Source organism: Vibrio renipiscarius (assembly GCF_000827885.1).
GTDB classification, from domain to species: Bacteria; Pseudomonadota; Gammaproteobacteria; order Enterobacterales; family Vibrionaceae; genus Vibrio; species Vibrio renipiscarius.
Genome location: NZ_JTKH01000024.1, coordinates 260,478 through 275,101, shown reverse-complemented (window position 1 = coordinate 275,101; position 14,624 = coordinate 260,478). Strand labels below are relative to the sequence as shown.

Sequence of the window (14,624 nt, the reverse complement as noted above, 5' to 3'; positions counted from 1 at the left end):
CTCAGAATAAATCGGAAGGCGCTGAAGTGAGCGTTGCCGCGTGAAACGAGATGTGCTGGCTGAAAAGTAAGCAATAATCAATCTCGCTTTTTCATTAGACGATAGGGTGTACTGGGGTGGGCGGCTAATTGACAACTCATTAATGTATTGTGCTGAAATAAGTCTACTGACCGATATTTTGCACCGGTGTCTCAGTGTTGAATGGATGTTTCGCTAAACAGTTGCCAGGTCGAGATTTTTCGAGCAATTTGCTGATCGGATTCTCTTGTTAACGAATCAATTCCACATAAAGGTATGATTATGAAAACGAATAAGTCACTGACGGCCTTATTTCTTGCTTCTGCTTTGTCACTTGGTTTAGCGCAAACGGCGTTTGCTCATGAATACACACTTTCAGCAGAAGACGCTGAGCGTTATGGCATTACGGCACCTTTGATTAAAGTGAACTATGATCTTCTGCCTTATCAGCATCTTTTGTATGGTTTCCAGCTTCATGTTGAGATCGAAGGGGCAACGTTAAATACAACAAACGTGAATACGCTGCGTGATGCGACACGTCTTTCATCTGATAACGTTGTTCGTCCTTACCGCGCAACGGCGAATAAGATCAGCTACCGTATTTCAGGTGAGTTAGACCACCGCGCTGTGAACTTTATCGATTTCACGTTGGATAAAAGCGTGCTTTCGACTGACCATGATTTGAGCCTGCGTATTCCGGTTGAAATTGACGTAACACCGCCAGATACACCGCACCCATTAGCGAACACTATCGCGACTTTAAACGTAGACAGTGTTCAAGCGGATGACTTTTTAATCGACTCTAATCGTACGCTTTATAAGATCACTCTGGATGAAGGGGAGTTCTTACCGGGTTGTGCGGATCCTATCGCGCACAGCATTATGCGTACCAGCAATGTTGATGGATTGGTGCGAATTTGGAAGAAGACCAATAATACGGTTGAATTTATTGTCGAAGGTGGTTTCCACGCGCCAATCGTAGGCAACTGGAACTTTGAGCTTGAGCCAAATACAACATCACTAAATAAAGCGTTGTATATTAGTACGCCAGTTCAATACTAAAATTAAATATCCAATATTAAAAAGCACTCGTTTACGAGTGCTTTTTTTTGAATGATGGTAAGCCGAATTTCTGCGGCCTCTTACTCTCAATCATTATTCTTCTATTGATTTTGTTATTTCATCATTCTGTTTGCTTATTATTGATTAGTAAATTCCATCAATGGTTTTTCAATTGGTATCAATGTCTATGACGACGACTGACACCTTGATCCTTGCGAGACTAGAGCTTTAAATTTGGCTGGATAATTACAGTTTGTAACACAATGGTTGCGATTTTCTGTGTGAGAATCCCATGTAATAAGAATGTGGTAAAGATTATGTGTTGAAAATAAAACCATTCCAGTAGTTAAAGTGTGATCTTTTGTCAAAGTTAATCAATATTTTATTTTTTTGTATGGGTTCCAGAATATGCTTCCGAGCTCTCATTTTTGATGAGAGAACCAGAAAAGGCAAACCAGTAGAAATGCTGGGACGCAAAGCTTCCGGTCTAAGGGAATATCCTAAGATAGCGGGGATGCCAGATAATAATACGTCAACGAATTTATTCTGATTATGGGTAATACTCTAATTTTGCAATAAAGATGTTGTCGTGTATTCGCTCATGCTTTGTTTGCCTTATTGAAAGTAATTAAATCAATAAGGAATACCAATGAAAATAAAACCTCTAACTCTAGCCATAAGTAGCTTGCTTATGGTTGGTGCCACTCATACCTTCGCTAGTACGGCGGGTTTATCAAGCACCGCTATGATGCAACAAATGCAACAGCAAGTTGAATTGCGCATCAAAGAAGTGAAAGCGCTCGCTGAAGATCCTGCCAATTTTGAAGTGGTTAATGGAAAAAGACATCTTAAATATCGGGATTACCTTTATGATCTAAGCCCTGATGGTAACCCGATGTTCTTTCCGTTTATTGACGGTGATGAATATGCCGATGCTTCGGCCGCTGCCATGTTTGATTTTGTTAAAGGCCAGTGGAAAATCATCAACGAATGGGATGGTGTTTTTATTTACCATGACCAATTTGGTTATAACTACATGGAAGATGATAAGCAATGTAACGTGAGATACTTGGCGGGCAGCCATAATAATACGTTGGTTACGCAAGCAACGACAAATTGTCAGCCTTACGAGGCGGCAGTCACGGATGCACATGGCTTTATTGATGAGTTGGAGGTGGAAAACCATCTATCTGGCGATTTCAACGCTCAGGTTCGTTTTATTCAAAATCAAACCGCTGATGCCTTTGGCAATGATGCGAAAGAGCAACAACGTGTTGTAAGCCAGCGTGAAGCGCTGGTGGTGGTCACTCCTGAGTTTGGTTATGATCCGCAAATGTTGCAGCTTGAGATAAGCAAAGATGGTGTGCTGATCGATAAAGTTGTGATGACCAATCCACAGCAAATTCTCAAGTCAGATCGCTCCGTCGATGATGAGCGTCCAGATGTACTGTACTCAAAGCGCTCTTTTACCACAGTATTGCCTTGGCATGTGATGGAAAAAGGTCTAAGTCTGAGCATCACGACTTGGCACGGGAAAAAAGGGATATTGAGTGAAGACCAAATTGAATTTGGTGCACCAACGCATCTTGAATTTCCCATGATCCGCATTGGCATGTTAACCCAGCCTCAGGGCGTTAAACATCTAGAACAAGATGCGGCGCACTATACTTCGGAGCTATTTCAGCGCTATCCGGTCGCATCAATGACAGTGCGACCTTATTCTCCTCTATATCTTGATAAGATCGTCACGGCGGATAACCGAATTATAGAAGGTTACAGCGAAGAAAATGCGACCGTTTATTCTAGTGGCATTAATGCTGAAATTGCTACGTCGTTAATCACGTTGGGGATTGTGAATGCTAATGCCGGGTTGGCGAGTGCTGCTCCCACCGTTTGGCGTGCAGATTACTTCCCACAAGTGGGCATTGTGCACCCTATCGGTCGCTATAAGAATAGTAACGGCCAGGTTCAGAATATTGCGCATGGTTTGCTTGCGGGTACGGGGTATGTGCAGTTACTTGATACGATTTACAACGAAGCGACCCATGAAATCGGTCATGCCCTTGGACTGGCTGATTATGAAGGTGGCCGTATCAACCTTACTCATAAAGCGACTTCTGGTTGGGGTTATGATGCTTATGCAGGCTTGATGGCTGACAACATTAACTGGCACAACAAGGTTGATGGCGATTATGGCTACGGCGATATCATGGTCACTCCATTTAAAGAAAAATACGGCTATGGCTCTGACCCTATGGGCGGCGGTAATTTTGATTCAAGCTCTTCATCTTACCCACTGTTTACCAGTTATGGTTCAAAACGGATGCAGAACTTCCTTGAGCGAAAAAACTATCTAGACCTAAGTTTTGCGACAGGTTATGCCCATTGGGACAGCAATAGCCAGACCATGCAAGAGGTCACGGAGAGCACGAATCCATTGCCGATCAAACAAGGTGCCGATGTGATCACAGTGATCGGTTACTATGACCCGATGAAGGAAAACACCAGTTATATTTATCCAGAAGTGTACAGCACGTTAGGTAATGTTTTCGCTTATCCTTCTCCTGAGTTAGGTCAGTGCTGGGCGACCGTTACTTATGCAGATGAAACGACAGATGTGTTTGGTTTGATTGGTAAACGTCAAAAACTGGATTGGAGCAATAAACTTCATGTCAATTTAGACCGTGACCGTGACCCTCTATCGATTAGCGTTGCTTGTCCTGAAATGGGTCCTAGTGAGATTGTACGAGAGCAAGTCCTAGAAGAAAGTGGCCAACCGCGCTTCTTCGCTTGGGGAGATAATAATCGACAAGGCACGCCGGGCGACGTGTTTGAATATCATCGCGGTAGTGATATTGAGTACTATCGATTAAAAACCAATACATACTGGTATTTCCCTAACTCTGGTCAATCGAATCATCAGTGGGAATTTATGGGTTATTTAACGGATATGGTCGAAGATCGCTTAGCGCATCTCGATTATGATGGCCTAGGCACAGTGGAATTGGATCGTCGTGTATTTAGTGACAATCCACAAGAACCTGCACCAGCGGCCTTCGTGGGTAAAGGTCATGGTTATCAAGCGGCGATTGATAGCCGCCCAGTTCTTGCTGATAACCAAGAGTTACTGACACTGGATTTCACCAACATTGCTGAGTTTGACCGCTGGGTTGCGGATAACTACGGTCAAAAAGTACTTAATAACGGCATCACGCTCGCTTCTGAAAAAGTGGGGGCTTTGTACGTTAATCCTAATACGGTGATGGGGAGTCGTGATTATTGGTTAAGAAAAACCACGACTGCAGGAGCGATACCAACAACACAGCAAAGCAATGTTGATTGGAAATATCTCGGTTCTGCGGACGATTATGTCAGTATGGCGTTTAATCCGCTTGTTCTAGACCGCAGCGATTCAGGTGTCGATGACAAGATCTTGGCTTATTACTCTCAAGAGAAATTGTTTACGTGGGCAGAAAGTGCGACGACAGGCTGGGGAAACCTTGAAAATGCGGTGTTTGTTGCACCGACAGAGTCTGGCGATAATAAGCAATACTTTATGCAAAAACGCCCGGGTCAGGGGGGGGAGTTTCCAACGAATCAGCAATCGGATGCAGATTGGTATTTCTTAGGCAGTGAAGCGAGTATTACAGAAGATATTGCTGAGTTGAATACGAATCAGGCTCTATTTGAAGAGCGTGTATTGGCTTGGTATAAACAAGAAGTCTTTGGGCACTGGGGGAGTAATAACCAGTACGGCACAGTTGGTGATATTTACGACTATGAGTTTGGTGGTAAAACCCATTACTATCGCTTGAAAACCGGTTGGTATAGCTACTTCCCACACCCAAATGCAGGTGTCGATGCCAGCGATAAGCATTGGCAGTATTTAGGGCATTTTTAGCGCTTTTATTGCTTTAGCAATCAATGTCGTGGAGAACGTTTCGTTTATCCCACAATGTTCAGTGCCAGTTTGTACATCGCGTAAATCTGGTGTGTAATCTTGTCGGCGCAAATCAAACTTGCGCCGACACGTTTTAGGTCGTGTTATTTTACCGTCACTTTCTCAATCACAACATCTGATACCGGCATGTCTTCATGGCCGAATCTGGTGCAAGTTGCGATTTTTGCGATTTCGTTGACCACATCCATACCGGCGATAACGCTCCCAAATACCGCATAACCCCAACCATAGTTAGTTTTGCCAGTGTGATCGAGGAAGTCGTTGTCTTCTAAGTTGATGAAGAATTGAGCGGTAGCAGAGTGCGGGGCGTCAGTTCTTGCCATTGCAATAGAACCGATAACGTTTTTCAGACCGTTATAGGCTTCGTTCGCGATAGGAGCGTAGGTTTTCTTTTCTGCCATATTCAATGCAAAACCATCATCTCGCATTTCATAGCCACCACCTTGGATCATGAAGCCGTCAATGATGCGGTGAAACAATGTGTTGTCGAAAAATCCTTCGTTGCAGTAGCGAAGGAAGTTTTTGCACGTTTCTGGCGCTTTTTGATGGTCAAGTGTGATTTCAATATCACCGTAGTTGGTCGTTAGAATGATCATGATTAAATGTCGTTTAGAAAAAGAATCGGCAGTATAGGGAAATGCGCAGCAAAAAAGAACCATGGAACACGAGATGAATGCGAGATAGGCGTCCATCTCCATCGAATGGTTGATATGGCTTGTTCAGTGATAGTGTCTTTATACGAGCGCCAATATTGAGTGTTTTACTGTTTTGCGTTTATCGCGCTGTGTTCATTGTATGATGTTCACTGTGTGGTATTCACCGTGCTGCAACAGTGCCTCACGCCCATAAGAGTGCCATCATTTTATTGGAATCTTGTATCGAGTACGTTTAATTGGGCTGATAGGAGTGCATTTCTTCATCAAAATCAAAGTTTTTCATTATTAATGATGGCTTTATGAACATTCAGTCGTTTGGGGGCTTTACATTACACTAGGCTGCCATTACTATGCTTTTCAACGGAGAGATGGCTGAGTGGTTTAAAGCACCGGTCTTGAAAACCGGCGTGGGTTTATAGCCCACCTAGGGTTCAAATCCCTATTTCTCCGCCACATTCGATAAAAAGCCGCTGTTTATACAGCGGCTTTTTTCGTATCTAGCTCCCAGTATTTCGCTTATAGGGATGGTTAACTTGCCGTCGAGCTACAACGGCAAGTTGTCTGAATCTTAGGCTTACTTCACTTCGTATCTCAGCAAAACTTCATTATCGAGAACGACATTTGTCGACCAGATAAAGCTGGCGCCCGCGCCGCTGAATTTATCGATGAAATTCATGTAAGACTTCTTGTTGTTAACCCCAATATCATCTTCTGAATACGACGAGGCTTGAGGCCAAGAGGTTGAGTCAAACTCTTGCTTCATCCAATGGCTTGGAACTTCCCAATGGGCCGCGTACGCATTTTCACCACTATCGGTGCCGTCAGTAGAGCATGTGGTCGACAGGCGTTTGCCATTCTCTTCACTCAAACAACTAAGATCATAGATCGGAGCGGTATAGAATGTCTGCGCTTGCCAATCTGGGCCAGTCACGGTGCCATCACTAAAGCTGGCAATAAAACCACCGTCGCCGGGGTGGTATGCCTTACCGCGATTATCTTCGGTGCCTAACCCTAGGTTTTCTTCCCAATCAATCACTTTGACCGCAATTGTATAAGGCTTGTTGACTTTAAATTTAACGATACTGGAGTTAAAAGGCGTGAACGGCACAGTATCGACCGCGACAAGAGTGCCATTGATGTACAATTCAAAATAATTGTCGGCAAAAATATAGCCGGTAATTTCTTCGCCATCAGCGTCAATTACCGCGACAGGGACAGAGGCTTGATCAACGTCGGCAAGGCTTTGTGGCGTGATATTGGCACACTCTTCATAAAGATCGACGGCCTTCGGTGCTGTCATGAAATGATTGGTGGCCGGAACCGTCCAAACTTTTCCTTCAGAGTCGGTGATTTCACCGATACTCGCCACTCGACTGCGTCCATTTTTGCACTCAAAAAGATTCGATTCTATTGTTTTTGCCAAACCTTGGGTGATGCTGCCAGTGCCTGTGTAGTCCGTGAGGTTAGTACTCGCGGATATGTCAGCGGATGGCGTGCAGCCGGCAACCAATAAGAGGGCCGTTGAGAGAGACATAAGCTGAATTTTATTTTGGGTCATTGATTCGATATCCATCGCGAGAGTCTGTTAAAAAATTAGCAGCAATATTTAGGTTCCACAACGTAGTGAACGCTATGTTTTTACATGGGGGGCATAGTAATCACTCTAACGTAAAGTAACGTAAATGTTTGCAATGCTGGGTAAACATTCAAGAAGAAGGGTCGTCATCTCATTACCATCCGTCTTTTTCTTATCGCTTATTCTCTATCACCCGTCTTTCTTTTGAGTGCTTGTTCGCGAGGGCGTGATATGAAGTGGTAACGTTATTCACCAGTGATTTTATAAATGGTCAGTGCCGATAATATGGGTATAGACTTTGGTGAACTCTTTAATAAAGATTTTAAAACGGCGGGGGATATAGGGGTTTTGTTTGTACAAAATATACATATTCGATTCTGTAAACCACTCACCATCAAAAAGCTCAACGAGTTCACCATTGCTGCGTCCTTCTGCGGCTTTGTAGCGGCCACTTAGACCAATGCCAAATCCCTTTTTGATCAGCTCGATAGTAATATCCGTGGAATCAGATGCCATCATACCCGTCACCGCCACCTCTTCTTGATGACCCTGTTTGTTTTGCAGCGTCCAACTTTTTTGCATTTTGACGGCGTTTGTCTGTGTGACGCAGTGATGATGAGAGAGGTCTTTAATGTCTTCGGGTGTGCCAAACTCGGCTAAATATTGTGGAGAGGCAAAACAATAGCGTCGATTCGCTGGAAGCTTTTTGGCCACAACTGAGTCGTCTTCTGGCCAGAAGGGCGCGACCATAATATCGACTTCTTCGAAAGAGTTTAGTGTCCGTGGGATCATGGTTTTGAAATGGACTGCGATATGCGGATATTTTTTATTGAAGTTGACAATAAAATTGTCGGTGATGAATTTCGCCATGGGGTGCAAACAACCAATACGAATGATGCCCGATTCATCTTGTTGCTCACTTTGCACTAAGGCAATGGTTCGATCGATGTGTTCGAGTAGTGACTCTGATTGGATCAGAAAGGTTTCACCTTGTGGCGTTAAGCTAATATGACCGCCTCGACGATGCACCAAGGTGACAGACAAACTCTCTTCGAGCATTTTGATTTTACGGCTTAAAGTCGGTTGGCTGACTTGCAGCAACCGCGAAGTTTCAGTGAAGTTTAATTTTCCTGCTAATGCTACAAACATCCTTACCGCTTCGATATCCATCACATCTCCAATGTTAAAGCACGCTGTCAAACGAATAGTTTGTGATTGTAAATATCCGAAAACGCGTGTGTTGTCATCTGTTTTACGCCGTATCTCACCAATTATTGATCTCATGCAGATGCATTCATTTTCTGAATAGCTGTGATTCAAAAGGCTATGTTTTCCAACGATTTTGCATCGATATAATCCTAGGCATTGGCGGCCATTCCATGATGTGTTTTCCGTTAGGGAATCTTCAACAAGTGTTTGTGGAATAACGATAACCATCCTTATCACGGGTTTCCATTCACAAGGAAGGGTATAGAGGCCACACATTGAGTCCTTACAAGTCTTCCGATGATGCGCTTGCAATGCAGTTAAAAATCCAACCTTGTTGGGCCGCGTTCGAGCACGCTTTTTATAGAGAATTCAATAGAGATAATGATGAAAAAAATTCTATTTACATTGGGGCTGATCACGTCATTTAGCAGTCAAGCGGCACTAGAGCTCACCAACTGCGTGATTGTTGAACCGGCGCCAACCTCCAATGTCACCGGCATCTTTTTTGATATCCGCTTTCGTGTGACGGATGAAGTAAAGAAACTGCGCATCCCAGGGCCAGAGTCGATACAAGGTGCGACGATCAAGGGGTTGTCAGACACGGCCGAAATTCATGAAACGGTGATCAAAGATGGGGTGATGACAATGAAGCAAATTACCCAGTACAAGATCAAACCAAATACCGAGCATCAGTTTAAGCGCGGTGGTCACCACTTGATGATTCGCGACTTTAGCCAACGTCCCGTTGCGGGCGAAGAATATGAGTTGTCGGTTTGGTCTACCTATACCGAAGACCCAAGTTGCATGGCAAAAGTGGTGAAATCTGCCGATCTTGCGATGTTGAAGAGTAAACAGGTAGGGAGCGCAGAATGAAGTTTTTCCAAGGGGTAAAACGTAAAGTCATCATCGCGCTGCTGGTGATTGGCAGCGGGCTGGGGTTGCTCGCCGCTTTGCCAGCGACGGAAGCCCTACATGCGCTGAGTTCGAATGAGTTTTGTGGCTCTTGCCATACGATGAAACCCATGGTTGAGACGTTCGCGAACTCGGTTCATGGCGGCAATAACTCACACGGGTTTGTTGCGGAATGCACCGATTGTCATTTGCCAAAATCGAACGTGGTAGAAGAGTTGTATGTCAAAGGGACATCTGGCATGCGTCACCTATGGGGCGAATACATATTGGGTATGGAGGCGCTCGATTATCAATCGTTGCACCCAAAGCGTACCGAGTATGTGTTTGATTCAGGTTGTGTGAATTGCCATAAAGACTTGGAACGCCGAGCGCTTTTGGCGACGGAAGAGAGTGAGCCGGCCGACTGGACCCATAATTTGGCTTTTGCACGTAAAGATAACGACCCACAGTGGAAGTGCTCCAGTTGCCACTACGATATTGCGCACCCTCAGCTAGAAGAAAATATGGCAAAGCGCGCGGAAGACAAATTGCGAATGAACGCGAAAGAGGCCTTCAAAAATGAATAATACGTTTTCTCTTCTTTCTCTGCTGGTGGGCTCAGCGTTGATGTCGGGCTCTGCACTGGCACAAAACACGGTGACGCCAAGCAATGCACAACTCAATAATCCCGATGTGGATAATGGCCTGCAAAACTACACCATCAATCGCACGATTTCGGATCTGAGTGCCGCGGAGATTCAAGCGGCCACTCGCGCGTCGGTAGGCTGTTTTATGGGCTGTCATCGCCCTGCGGTTGAAGAAGTGCCTGAGACCATCAGCCCGAAAATATCGGGCCTTCCGGCTCAGTATATCTATAACCAATGGTCAGATATGGACGGCACCCGAACCTCAGGTTTGTCGGTGCAAATGAAAGAGTTTGTTTACTTACTCTCGCCAAAAATGATGGCCGATGTGGCGATTGTTCTGAGTGATCGTGAAATGAAATACAGCCCAGATGCCAATGTGGTGGGTGGGGAGTCATGGACGCGCGGTAAAGCCATTTACGATCAGTCTTGCAAGGCTTGCCATGGTGAACAAGCGGTAAGCAATAATGATCGCTTTCCGTCATTCAAGGGGCAAATGCCATACTACTTGTTTGAGCAGTTGAAAAACTACCGTGATGAAAAACGCACCAATCGCGATGCGCCGATCATGTACCCGTTTGCCAAAATGTACAATGAAGACGACTACAAAGACATCATTGCTTACGTGACGGGCCAAGAACTCAAACAAATTGAGCGAACAGAATTCATTACTGGTATCGGCATGCCTGCGCCAAAAGATTTTGTGTTGCCAGATACCGGCCAAATCCAAAACTTTACTCACGTGCATGGCGAAGATTCCGATTATCAAGGCGCAGAGCCGCGTTATACCGTTTCAAAATCAGGCAAAACAACCTTTGATGAAAACACCAAGTTGACGTGGGAGCGTGATGCTTCGCGTATTTGGATGACGGCTATTGAGGGCAAAGAGTATTGCGAAAATCTGGAACTGGATGGTTATACCGATTGGCGTTATCCATTGATTAAAGAGCTGCACACCATTGCAGACTTTGGCGAGTTTCGCCCTGCGATTGATACCGAAGCGTTCTTGAATATGCCACGCCAGAGTTCGGGCATTTGGACATTCCCAGTGTCTAACCATCCTGATCATGCATGGCACATTGGCTTCCCTGATGGACATACGATGGGGCAACATACCGCCTCAACAAAGCTGACGCGTTGTGTGCGAGCTGATAATAATGCGGCTTATCACAATTTGGCGTTGGTTGATAACAACGATGGCACGGTCACCGAAAAAGTCACCAATCGCATGTGGCAACAACATATCGATTTTGAACGTCGAAGCTGGGAAGACTCGATTCAGTATTGTGAAGAGATGAACTTTGCCGGCTACGATGATTGGCGCTTACCGGACTTTAAAGAAATGATTTCAATTGGGGATTTCAACAAAGTATACCCATCGATTGATCAGACCTTTTTCCCGAATACGCCATCGAAATACTTGTTCTGGACAAGCTCTGCCAAAGTCGGCACTGAGAGACAAAACTTCCGTCCTCTTCCGGCGCGAAAAAACAAACAACCACCGGAAATGTACAACTTGGTGGGCAAAAAAGGGGGAACGCAACGCTGGGCGGTTGGGTATGCGGTTGGTGCAGGTTATGGCTTAAATGAAGAGACACCAAACTACGCGCGCTGTATTCGTAACCCTTAGTGTCTATGTAACCTTTAGTATCGATGTAACCCTTACTTGGATTGCTTGTAATAAGCGTTATGAGTTGAAGTATCAGTGCAGCCTGCACTTTCAATCGACTGACGCAATAAAATAAAAAGTGAGCTTGGTGGCTTTTGCCTATTGACTGCCAGGCTCACTTCCTCACGTTGTGTGTCACGCAGAGAGTCATTATGAAAACACTTCTCTTCACGTTCGTTAATCTTGTTATCTCTACATCACTGCTTGCCAGTGAATTACCACGTTATGATGACGGGGCTCGTTGGGCGTTTGTTTCCGGAAAAAACACCCGTCAGGTTGCGGTTGTCGATACCTTCAAATACCAATTAGCCGGTTATATAGAACTGAAAGCCGAGCCGACCGAAATGGCGGTGTCTGATGTTCAAGATTTGCTGGTGTATATCGATGGTAAAACCGCCAAAGTGTACAGCTATGATTTGATTAAGCACACGCACTCGGAAATGACGGTGGCAGGCGTGCCGAGCCAGATAACATTTCATGCCGATGGCGCTGAGTTAGCGGTGGCATTGCATAACCAAATTGCCTTAATTAAACCACTACAACAAGAGTACGTGACAAGCATTGATGGGTTAACCAGTCCTTTTAGTATGAATTACGATAACGGTGGCTATAACCTTTACATTACAGAGGCAAACAGTGGCAAAACCACCATTTATCGCACGCATGATGGCAAACGCGCCTCTTTGCAGTTGGGCTCTGGCCATGTTTCAGACATCACGCTATCACCCGATGCGCGACTGGCCATGGTTTCTGATCACTTAAGTCGCTCCGTGTACGTATGGGACTTGTTCAGTGGTGACCACTATCATTCTTATCCGATGGATTCTGAACCTTGGCGTCCTTATGTGAGCTCTGATGCGGAACATATGGTGTTTGTCTCTGAAGCAGGCCAAGTGCAAGTTTTTAATACCTGGTCAGGAGCGTTGGTGAATCAGTTTACGATTGAGGGGGGCCCAAAATCGATTCGGACCGGTTGGCTAGAAACGATCGGGATTGTGGAAAGCGCACACAGCTTAAATATCTTCACTTTGGCCGAAAATACCCCAATCACACAGTTGCCACTCACCGCACCGCTGAATGAAGTTGTCGTGGTTTCTGATTCTAAAACCCTGTTCGCAACGCAGAAAGATCGCAGTGAATTACTGATTTACGATATCCGATTTAATCAGCGCCGCGCCGATATCGATACGGGGTTAAAAAATCCCCAGCATTTGGTGATGGGCATTACCAATACGGTATGTCACTAAATGCCTTTTTCTAGACTGGCAACCACGACACTCATTTGTTTGTAGGAGCATCATGAAAATCACACAACCACCGCAAGCCATTATCGCCGTGAAGACAATCATGCACAGCGCAATGCGAGTCATCACCGCCGTGAGGATGCCTCGGTTAGCGAATACCCTCAAATATACTGGGATGTTGTGGATGGCGATCAGTTTCTCACTGTCTGCCAAACCGCTGCAATTTGAACTGCAAGATCATCATCTCGGTCAGGTCACTGAGCAGAATTGGCCGGATAAATACTTGTTAATTGGGGTGGGATACACCAGTTGCCCGGATGTTTGCCCGACCACCGTGATTGATCTCGCAACCGCGGTGAATCAATTAGGTGAGCAAGCGAAACAGGTTGTGCCCATTTTTATCTCGGTCGATCCGAAACGCGATTCGGTGGAAAATATCGATTTATACGTCAAATATTTTGATCCCAAAATGGTCGGGCTAACCGGAACGCAAGCGCAAATTAAACTCGCCGCCAAAAACTTAAAAGCCACTTACGGCTACAGCCTTGAAGGCAAGCCTATCTATCCGCCACTGCCGGATCGGTATGAGGTTTACCATTCGGCGTACATCTATTTCTATGGCCCAAATCGTGAGCTGATTGATGTGTTTGGTTATGGTGAAGGCGGGGTGAACATCAGTGAAAGCATTAAGGCGCTCCTCAATGAATAACACGATGCACGGTGTGACTTTGCGCGTGTTCGTGCTGGTCGTTTGTGTTTTCAATAGTGCCTTTGTGAGCGCCCAGCAATGTGTAACGCCTGATGGTTTTACGTCAGTCAGCGCAGAAGGCCAAGTGATTCAAACGTTTGATGCTCTGCCGGATTTAATACAGACCACATCTCATGGCGCAGAACAAACGAATAAACCGGTCACGCTGGTCAACTTATGGGCCGTTTGGTGCCCGCCATGTTTAAAAGAGTTGCCCATGCTAGACAGCATCGCCAATCAGGCGGATTTTGCTATCGAGACGATTCATCTTGGTAACAATGCTGACGCCTTACAAAAGCGTTTTGATGAACTCAATATTCAGCACTTACCTAAAAACATTGAACCTGACTATGCGCTATTGGATCGTTGGGGATTTCGGGGTTTACCCGCCACCTTGATTGTGGTGAATAACCAAGTCCACTATCGCTCCGCGGGTTATCTTCACCAATCGGCTGATGAGTTAGCGCATTGGTTAAGCTGTCTCTCGCAGTCATCGGCATCGTTAAGCAATACCAATGAAGGGGCACAATAATGCGTCTATTTGCGTTTCTGGTTATTTTTTTGTCCGGCCATGCTTGGGCCGTCACCGATATTGAGCAGGGGAAGGCACTTTATATTTCCCCAGGAAAAGGCGGGTGTGCCACGTGTCATGGACAAACCGGTAATGAACCGATCATGGCGATGTACCCCAAGATTGGCGGTCAGAATGAATTGTATCTTTATAATCAAATGGTCGACTTTAAAAATAAGAAACGTCGCAATGGGTTATTTATTCCAATGGAAGTCGCAATGATAAGCTATTCAGATAATGAAATTCGTTTAATCGCGAAATATCTCAGTACGAATGGATTAAGTACGAATGGATTAAGTACCGGTGAATAACGAGAATATCCTATCGCGATGACCAGGCTTTCAGAGAGTCTGGGCGTCGCGACAGGATGCGTCT

At 45.2% G+C, this 14,624-nt stretch carries 12 protein-coding genes, 1 tRNA gene and 1 riboswitch; of the genes, 10 read left to right on the top strand and 3 right to left on the bottom strand.

Features of this window, described 5'->3' with window-relative positions; all coding sequences use genetic code 11:
* The first annotated feature begins 300 nt into the window (after positions 1-300).
* The gene (locus OJ16_RS14900) at positions 301-1,080 is read left to right on the top strand and encodes a hypothetical protein (RefSeq protein WP_040992040.1); all 780 of its coding nucleotides are present in this window, start codon (positions 301-303) and stop codon (positions 1,078-1,080) included.
* Positions 1,081-1,518: 438 nt separating this feature from the next.
* Positions 1,519-1,602, top strand: a riboswitch (cyclic di-GMP riboswitch).
* 127 nt (positions 1,603-1,729) lie between these two features.
* On the top strand, positions 1,730-4,981 hold the full coding sequence (locus OJ16_RS14895) for a M66 family metalloprotease (protein WP_040992039.1): 3,252 nt from the start codon (positions 1,730-1,732) through the stop codon (positions 4,979-4,981).
* Between the two features lie 143 nt (positions 4,982-5,124).
* Here the strand turns inward: OJ16_RS14895 and OJ16_RS14890 are convergent, their stop codons facing one another.
* Positions 5,125-5,637: a peptidylprolyl isomerase gene (locus OJ16_RS14890; RefSeq protein ID WP_040992038.1), complete on the bottom strand. Its 513-nt coding sequence runs from the start codon at positions 5,635-5,637 to the stop codon at positions 5,125-5,127.
* Between the two features lie 422 nt (positions 5,638-6,059).
* Between OJ16_RS14890 and OJ16_RS14885 the strand changes: the two genes are divergently transcribed.
* Positions 6,060-6,150: transfer RNA gene (locus OJ16_RS14885), tRNA-Ser, on the top strand.
* 121 nt (positions 6,151-6,271) lie between these two features.
* On the opposite strand, the gene OJ16_RS14880 is transcribed toward OJ16_RS14885, so the two are convergent.
* Both OJ16_RS14880 and OJ16_RS14875 read right to left on the bottom strand, forming a co-directional pair.
* Positions 6,272-7,255, bottom strand: a complete 984-nt coding sequence (locus OJ16_RS14880) for a hypothetical protein (RefSeq protein WP_040992037.1) — start codon at positions 7,253-7,255, stop codon at positions 6,272-6,274.
* 279 nt (positions 7,256-7,534) lie between these two features.
* Positions 7,535-8,443 carry a LysR family transcriptional regulator gene (locus tag OJ16_RS14875; RefSeq protein WP_040992036.1) on the bottom strand — a complete coding sequence of 303 codons (909 nt, stop codon included), beginning with the start codon at positions 8,441-8,443 and terminating at the stop codon, positions 7,535-7,537.
* A gap of 423 nt (positions 8,444-8,866) precedes the next feature.
* Between OJ16_RS14875 and OJ16_RS14870 the strand changes: the two genes are divergently transcribed.
* The 7 genes from OJ16_RS14870 (at position 8,867) to OJ16_RS14840 (ending at position 14,560) form a co-directional block, all read left to right on the top strand.
* Positions 8,867-9,355, top strand: coding sequence for a copper chaperone PCu(A)C (locus tag OJ16_RS14870; RefSeq protein WP_040992035.1), 489 nt, complete (start codon positions 8,867-8,869; stop codon positions 9,353-9,355).
* Positions 9,352-9,960, top strand: coding sequence for a cytochrome c3 family protein (locus OJ16_RS14865; RefSeq protein ID WP_040992034.1), 609 nt, complete (start codon positions 9,352-9,354; stop codon positions 9,958-9,960). Before OJ16_RS14870 ends, OJ16_RS14865 begins: the two co-directional genes overlap by 4 nt.
* Complete coding sequence (locus OJ16_RS14860) at positions 9,953-11,647, top strand: Lcl domain-containing protein (protein WP_040992033.1); 1,695 nt, start codon at positions 9,953-9,955, stop codon at positions 11,645-11,647. The genes OJ16_RS14865 and OJ16_RS14860 overlap by 8 nt, the downstream gene beginning before the upstream one ends.
* 191 nt (positions 11,648-11,838) lie before the next feature.
* Positions 11,839-12,933: a YncE family protein gene (locus tag OJ16_RS14855; protein ID WP_040992032.1), complete on the top strand. Its 1,095-nt coding sequence runs from the start codon at positions 11,839-11,841 to the stop codon at positions 12,931-12,933.
* 52 nt (positions 12,934-12,985) lie between these two features.
* Positions 12,986-13,639, top strand: a complete 654-nt coding sequence (locus tag OJ16_RS14850; protein ID WP_236688431.1) for an SCO family protein — start codon at positions 12,986-12,988, stop codon at positions 13,637-13,639.
* Positions 13,632-14,210 carry a TlpA family protein disulfide reductase gene (locus OJ16_RS14845; RefSeq protein ID WP_040992031.1) on the top strand — a complete coding sequence of 193 codons (579 nt, stop codon included), beginning with the start codon at positions 13,632-13,634 and terminating at the stop codon, positions 14,208-14,210. Before OJ16_RS14850 ends, OJ16_RS14845 begins: the two co-directional genes overlap by 8 nt.
* Positions 14,210-14,560 (top strand): c-type cytochrome, encoded by a 351-nt coding sequence (locus tag OJ16_RS14840; protein WP_040992030.1) that lies wholly within the window; start codon positions 14,210-14,212, stop codon positions 14,558-14,560. The genes OJ16_RS14845 and OJ16_RS14840 overlap by 1 nt, the downstream gene beginning before the upstream one ends.
* Positions 14,561-14,624: the final 64 nt, after the last annotated feature.

What these genes read in the sequence shown, in the direction of transcription:
- OJ16_RS14895 (WP_040992039.1), top strand. Translation starts at nt 1,730, where the DNA reads ATGAAAATAAAACCTCTAACTCTAGCCATAAGTAGCTTGCTTATGGTT.
- OJ16_RS14845 (WP_040992031.1), top strand. Translation starts at nt 13,632, where the DNA reads ATGAATAACACGATGCACGGTGTGACTTTGCGCGTGTTCGTGCTGGTC.
- OJ16_RS14890 (WP_040992038.1), bottom strand. Translation starts at nt 5,637, where the DNA reads ATGATCATTCTAACGACCAACTACGGTGATATTGAAATCACACTTGAC.
- OJ16_RS14840 (WP_040992030.1), top strand. Translation starts at nt 14,210, where the DNA reads ATGCGTCTATTTGCGTTTCTGGTTATTTTTTTGTCCGGCCATGCTTGG.
- OJ16_RS14865 (WP_040992034.1), top strand. Translation starts at nt 9,352, where the DNA reads ATGAAGTTTTTCCAAGGGGTAAAACGTAAAGTCATCATCGCGCTGCTG.
- OJ16_RS14870 (WP_040992035.1), top strand. Translation starts at nt 8,867, where the DNA reads ATGAAAAAAATTCTATTTACATTGGGGCTGATCACGTCATTTAGCAGT.
- OJ16_RS14900 (WP_040992040.1), top strand. Translation starts at nt 301, where the DNA reads ATGAAAACGAATAAGTCACTGACGGCCTTATTTCTTGCTTCTGCTTTG.
- OJ16_RS14880 (WP_040992037.1), bottom strand. Translation starts at nt 7,255, where the DNA reads ATGACCCAAAATAAAATTCAGCTTATGTCTCTCTCAACGGCCCTCTTA.
- OJ16_RS14860 (WP_040992033.1), top strand. Translation starts at nt 9,953, where the DNA reads ATGAATAATACGTTTTCTCTTCTTTCTCTGCTGGTGGGCTCAGCGTTG.
- OJ16_RS14850 (WP_236688431.1), top strand. Translation starts at nt 12,986, where the DNA reads ATGAAAATCACACAACCACCGCAAGCCATTATCGCCGTGAAGACAATC.
- OJ16_RS14855 (WP_040992032.1), top strand. Translation starts at nt 11,839, where the DNA reads ATGAAAACACTTCTCTTCACGTTCGTTAATCTTGTTATCTCTACATCA.
- OJ16_RS14875 (WP_040992036.1), bottom strand. Translation starts at nt 8,443, where the DNA reads ATGGATATCGAAGCGGTAAGGATGTTTGTAGCATTAGCAGGAAAATTA.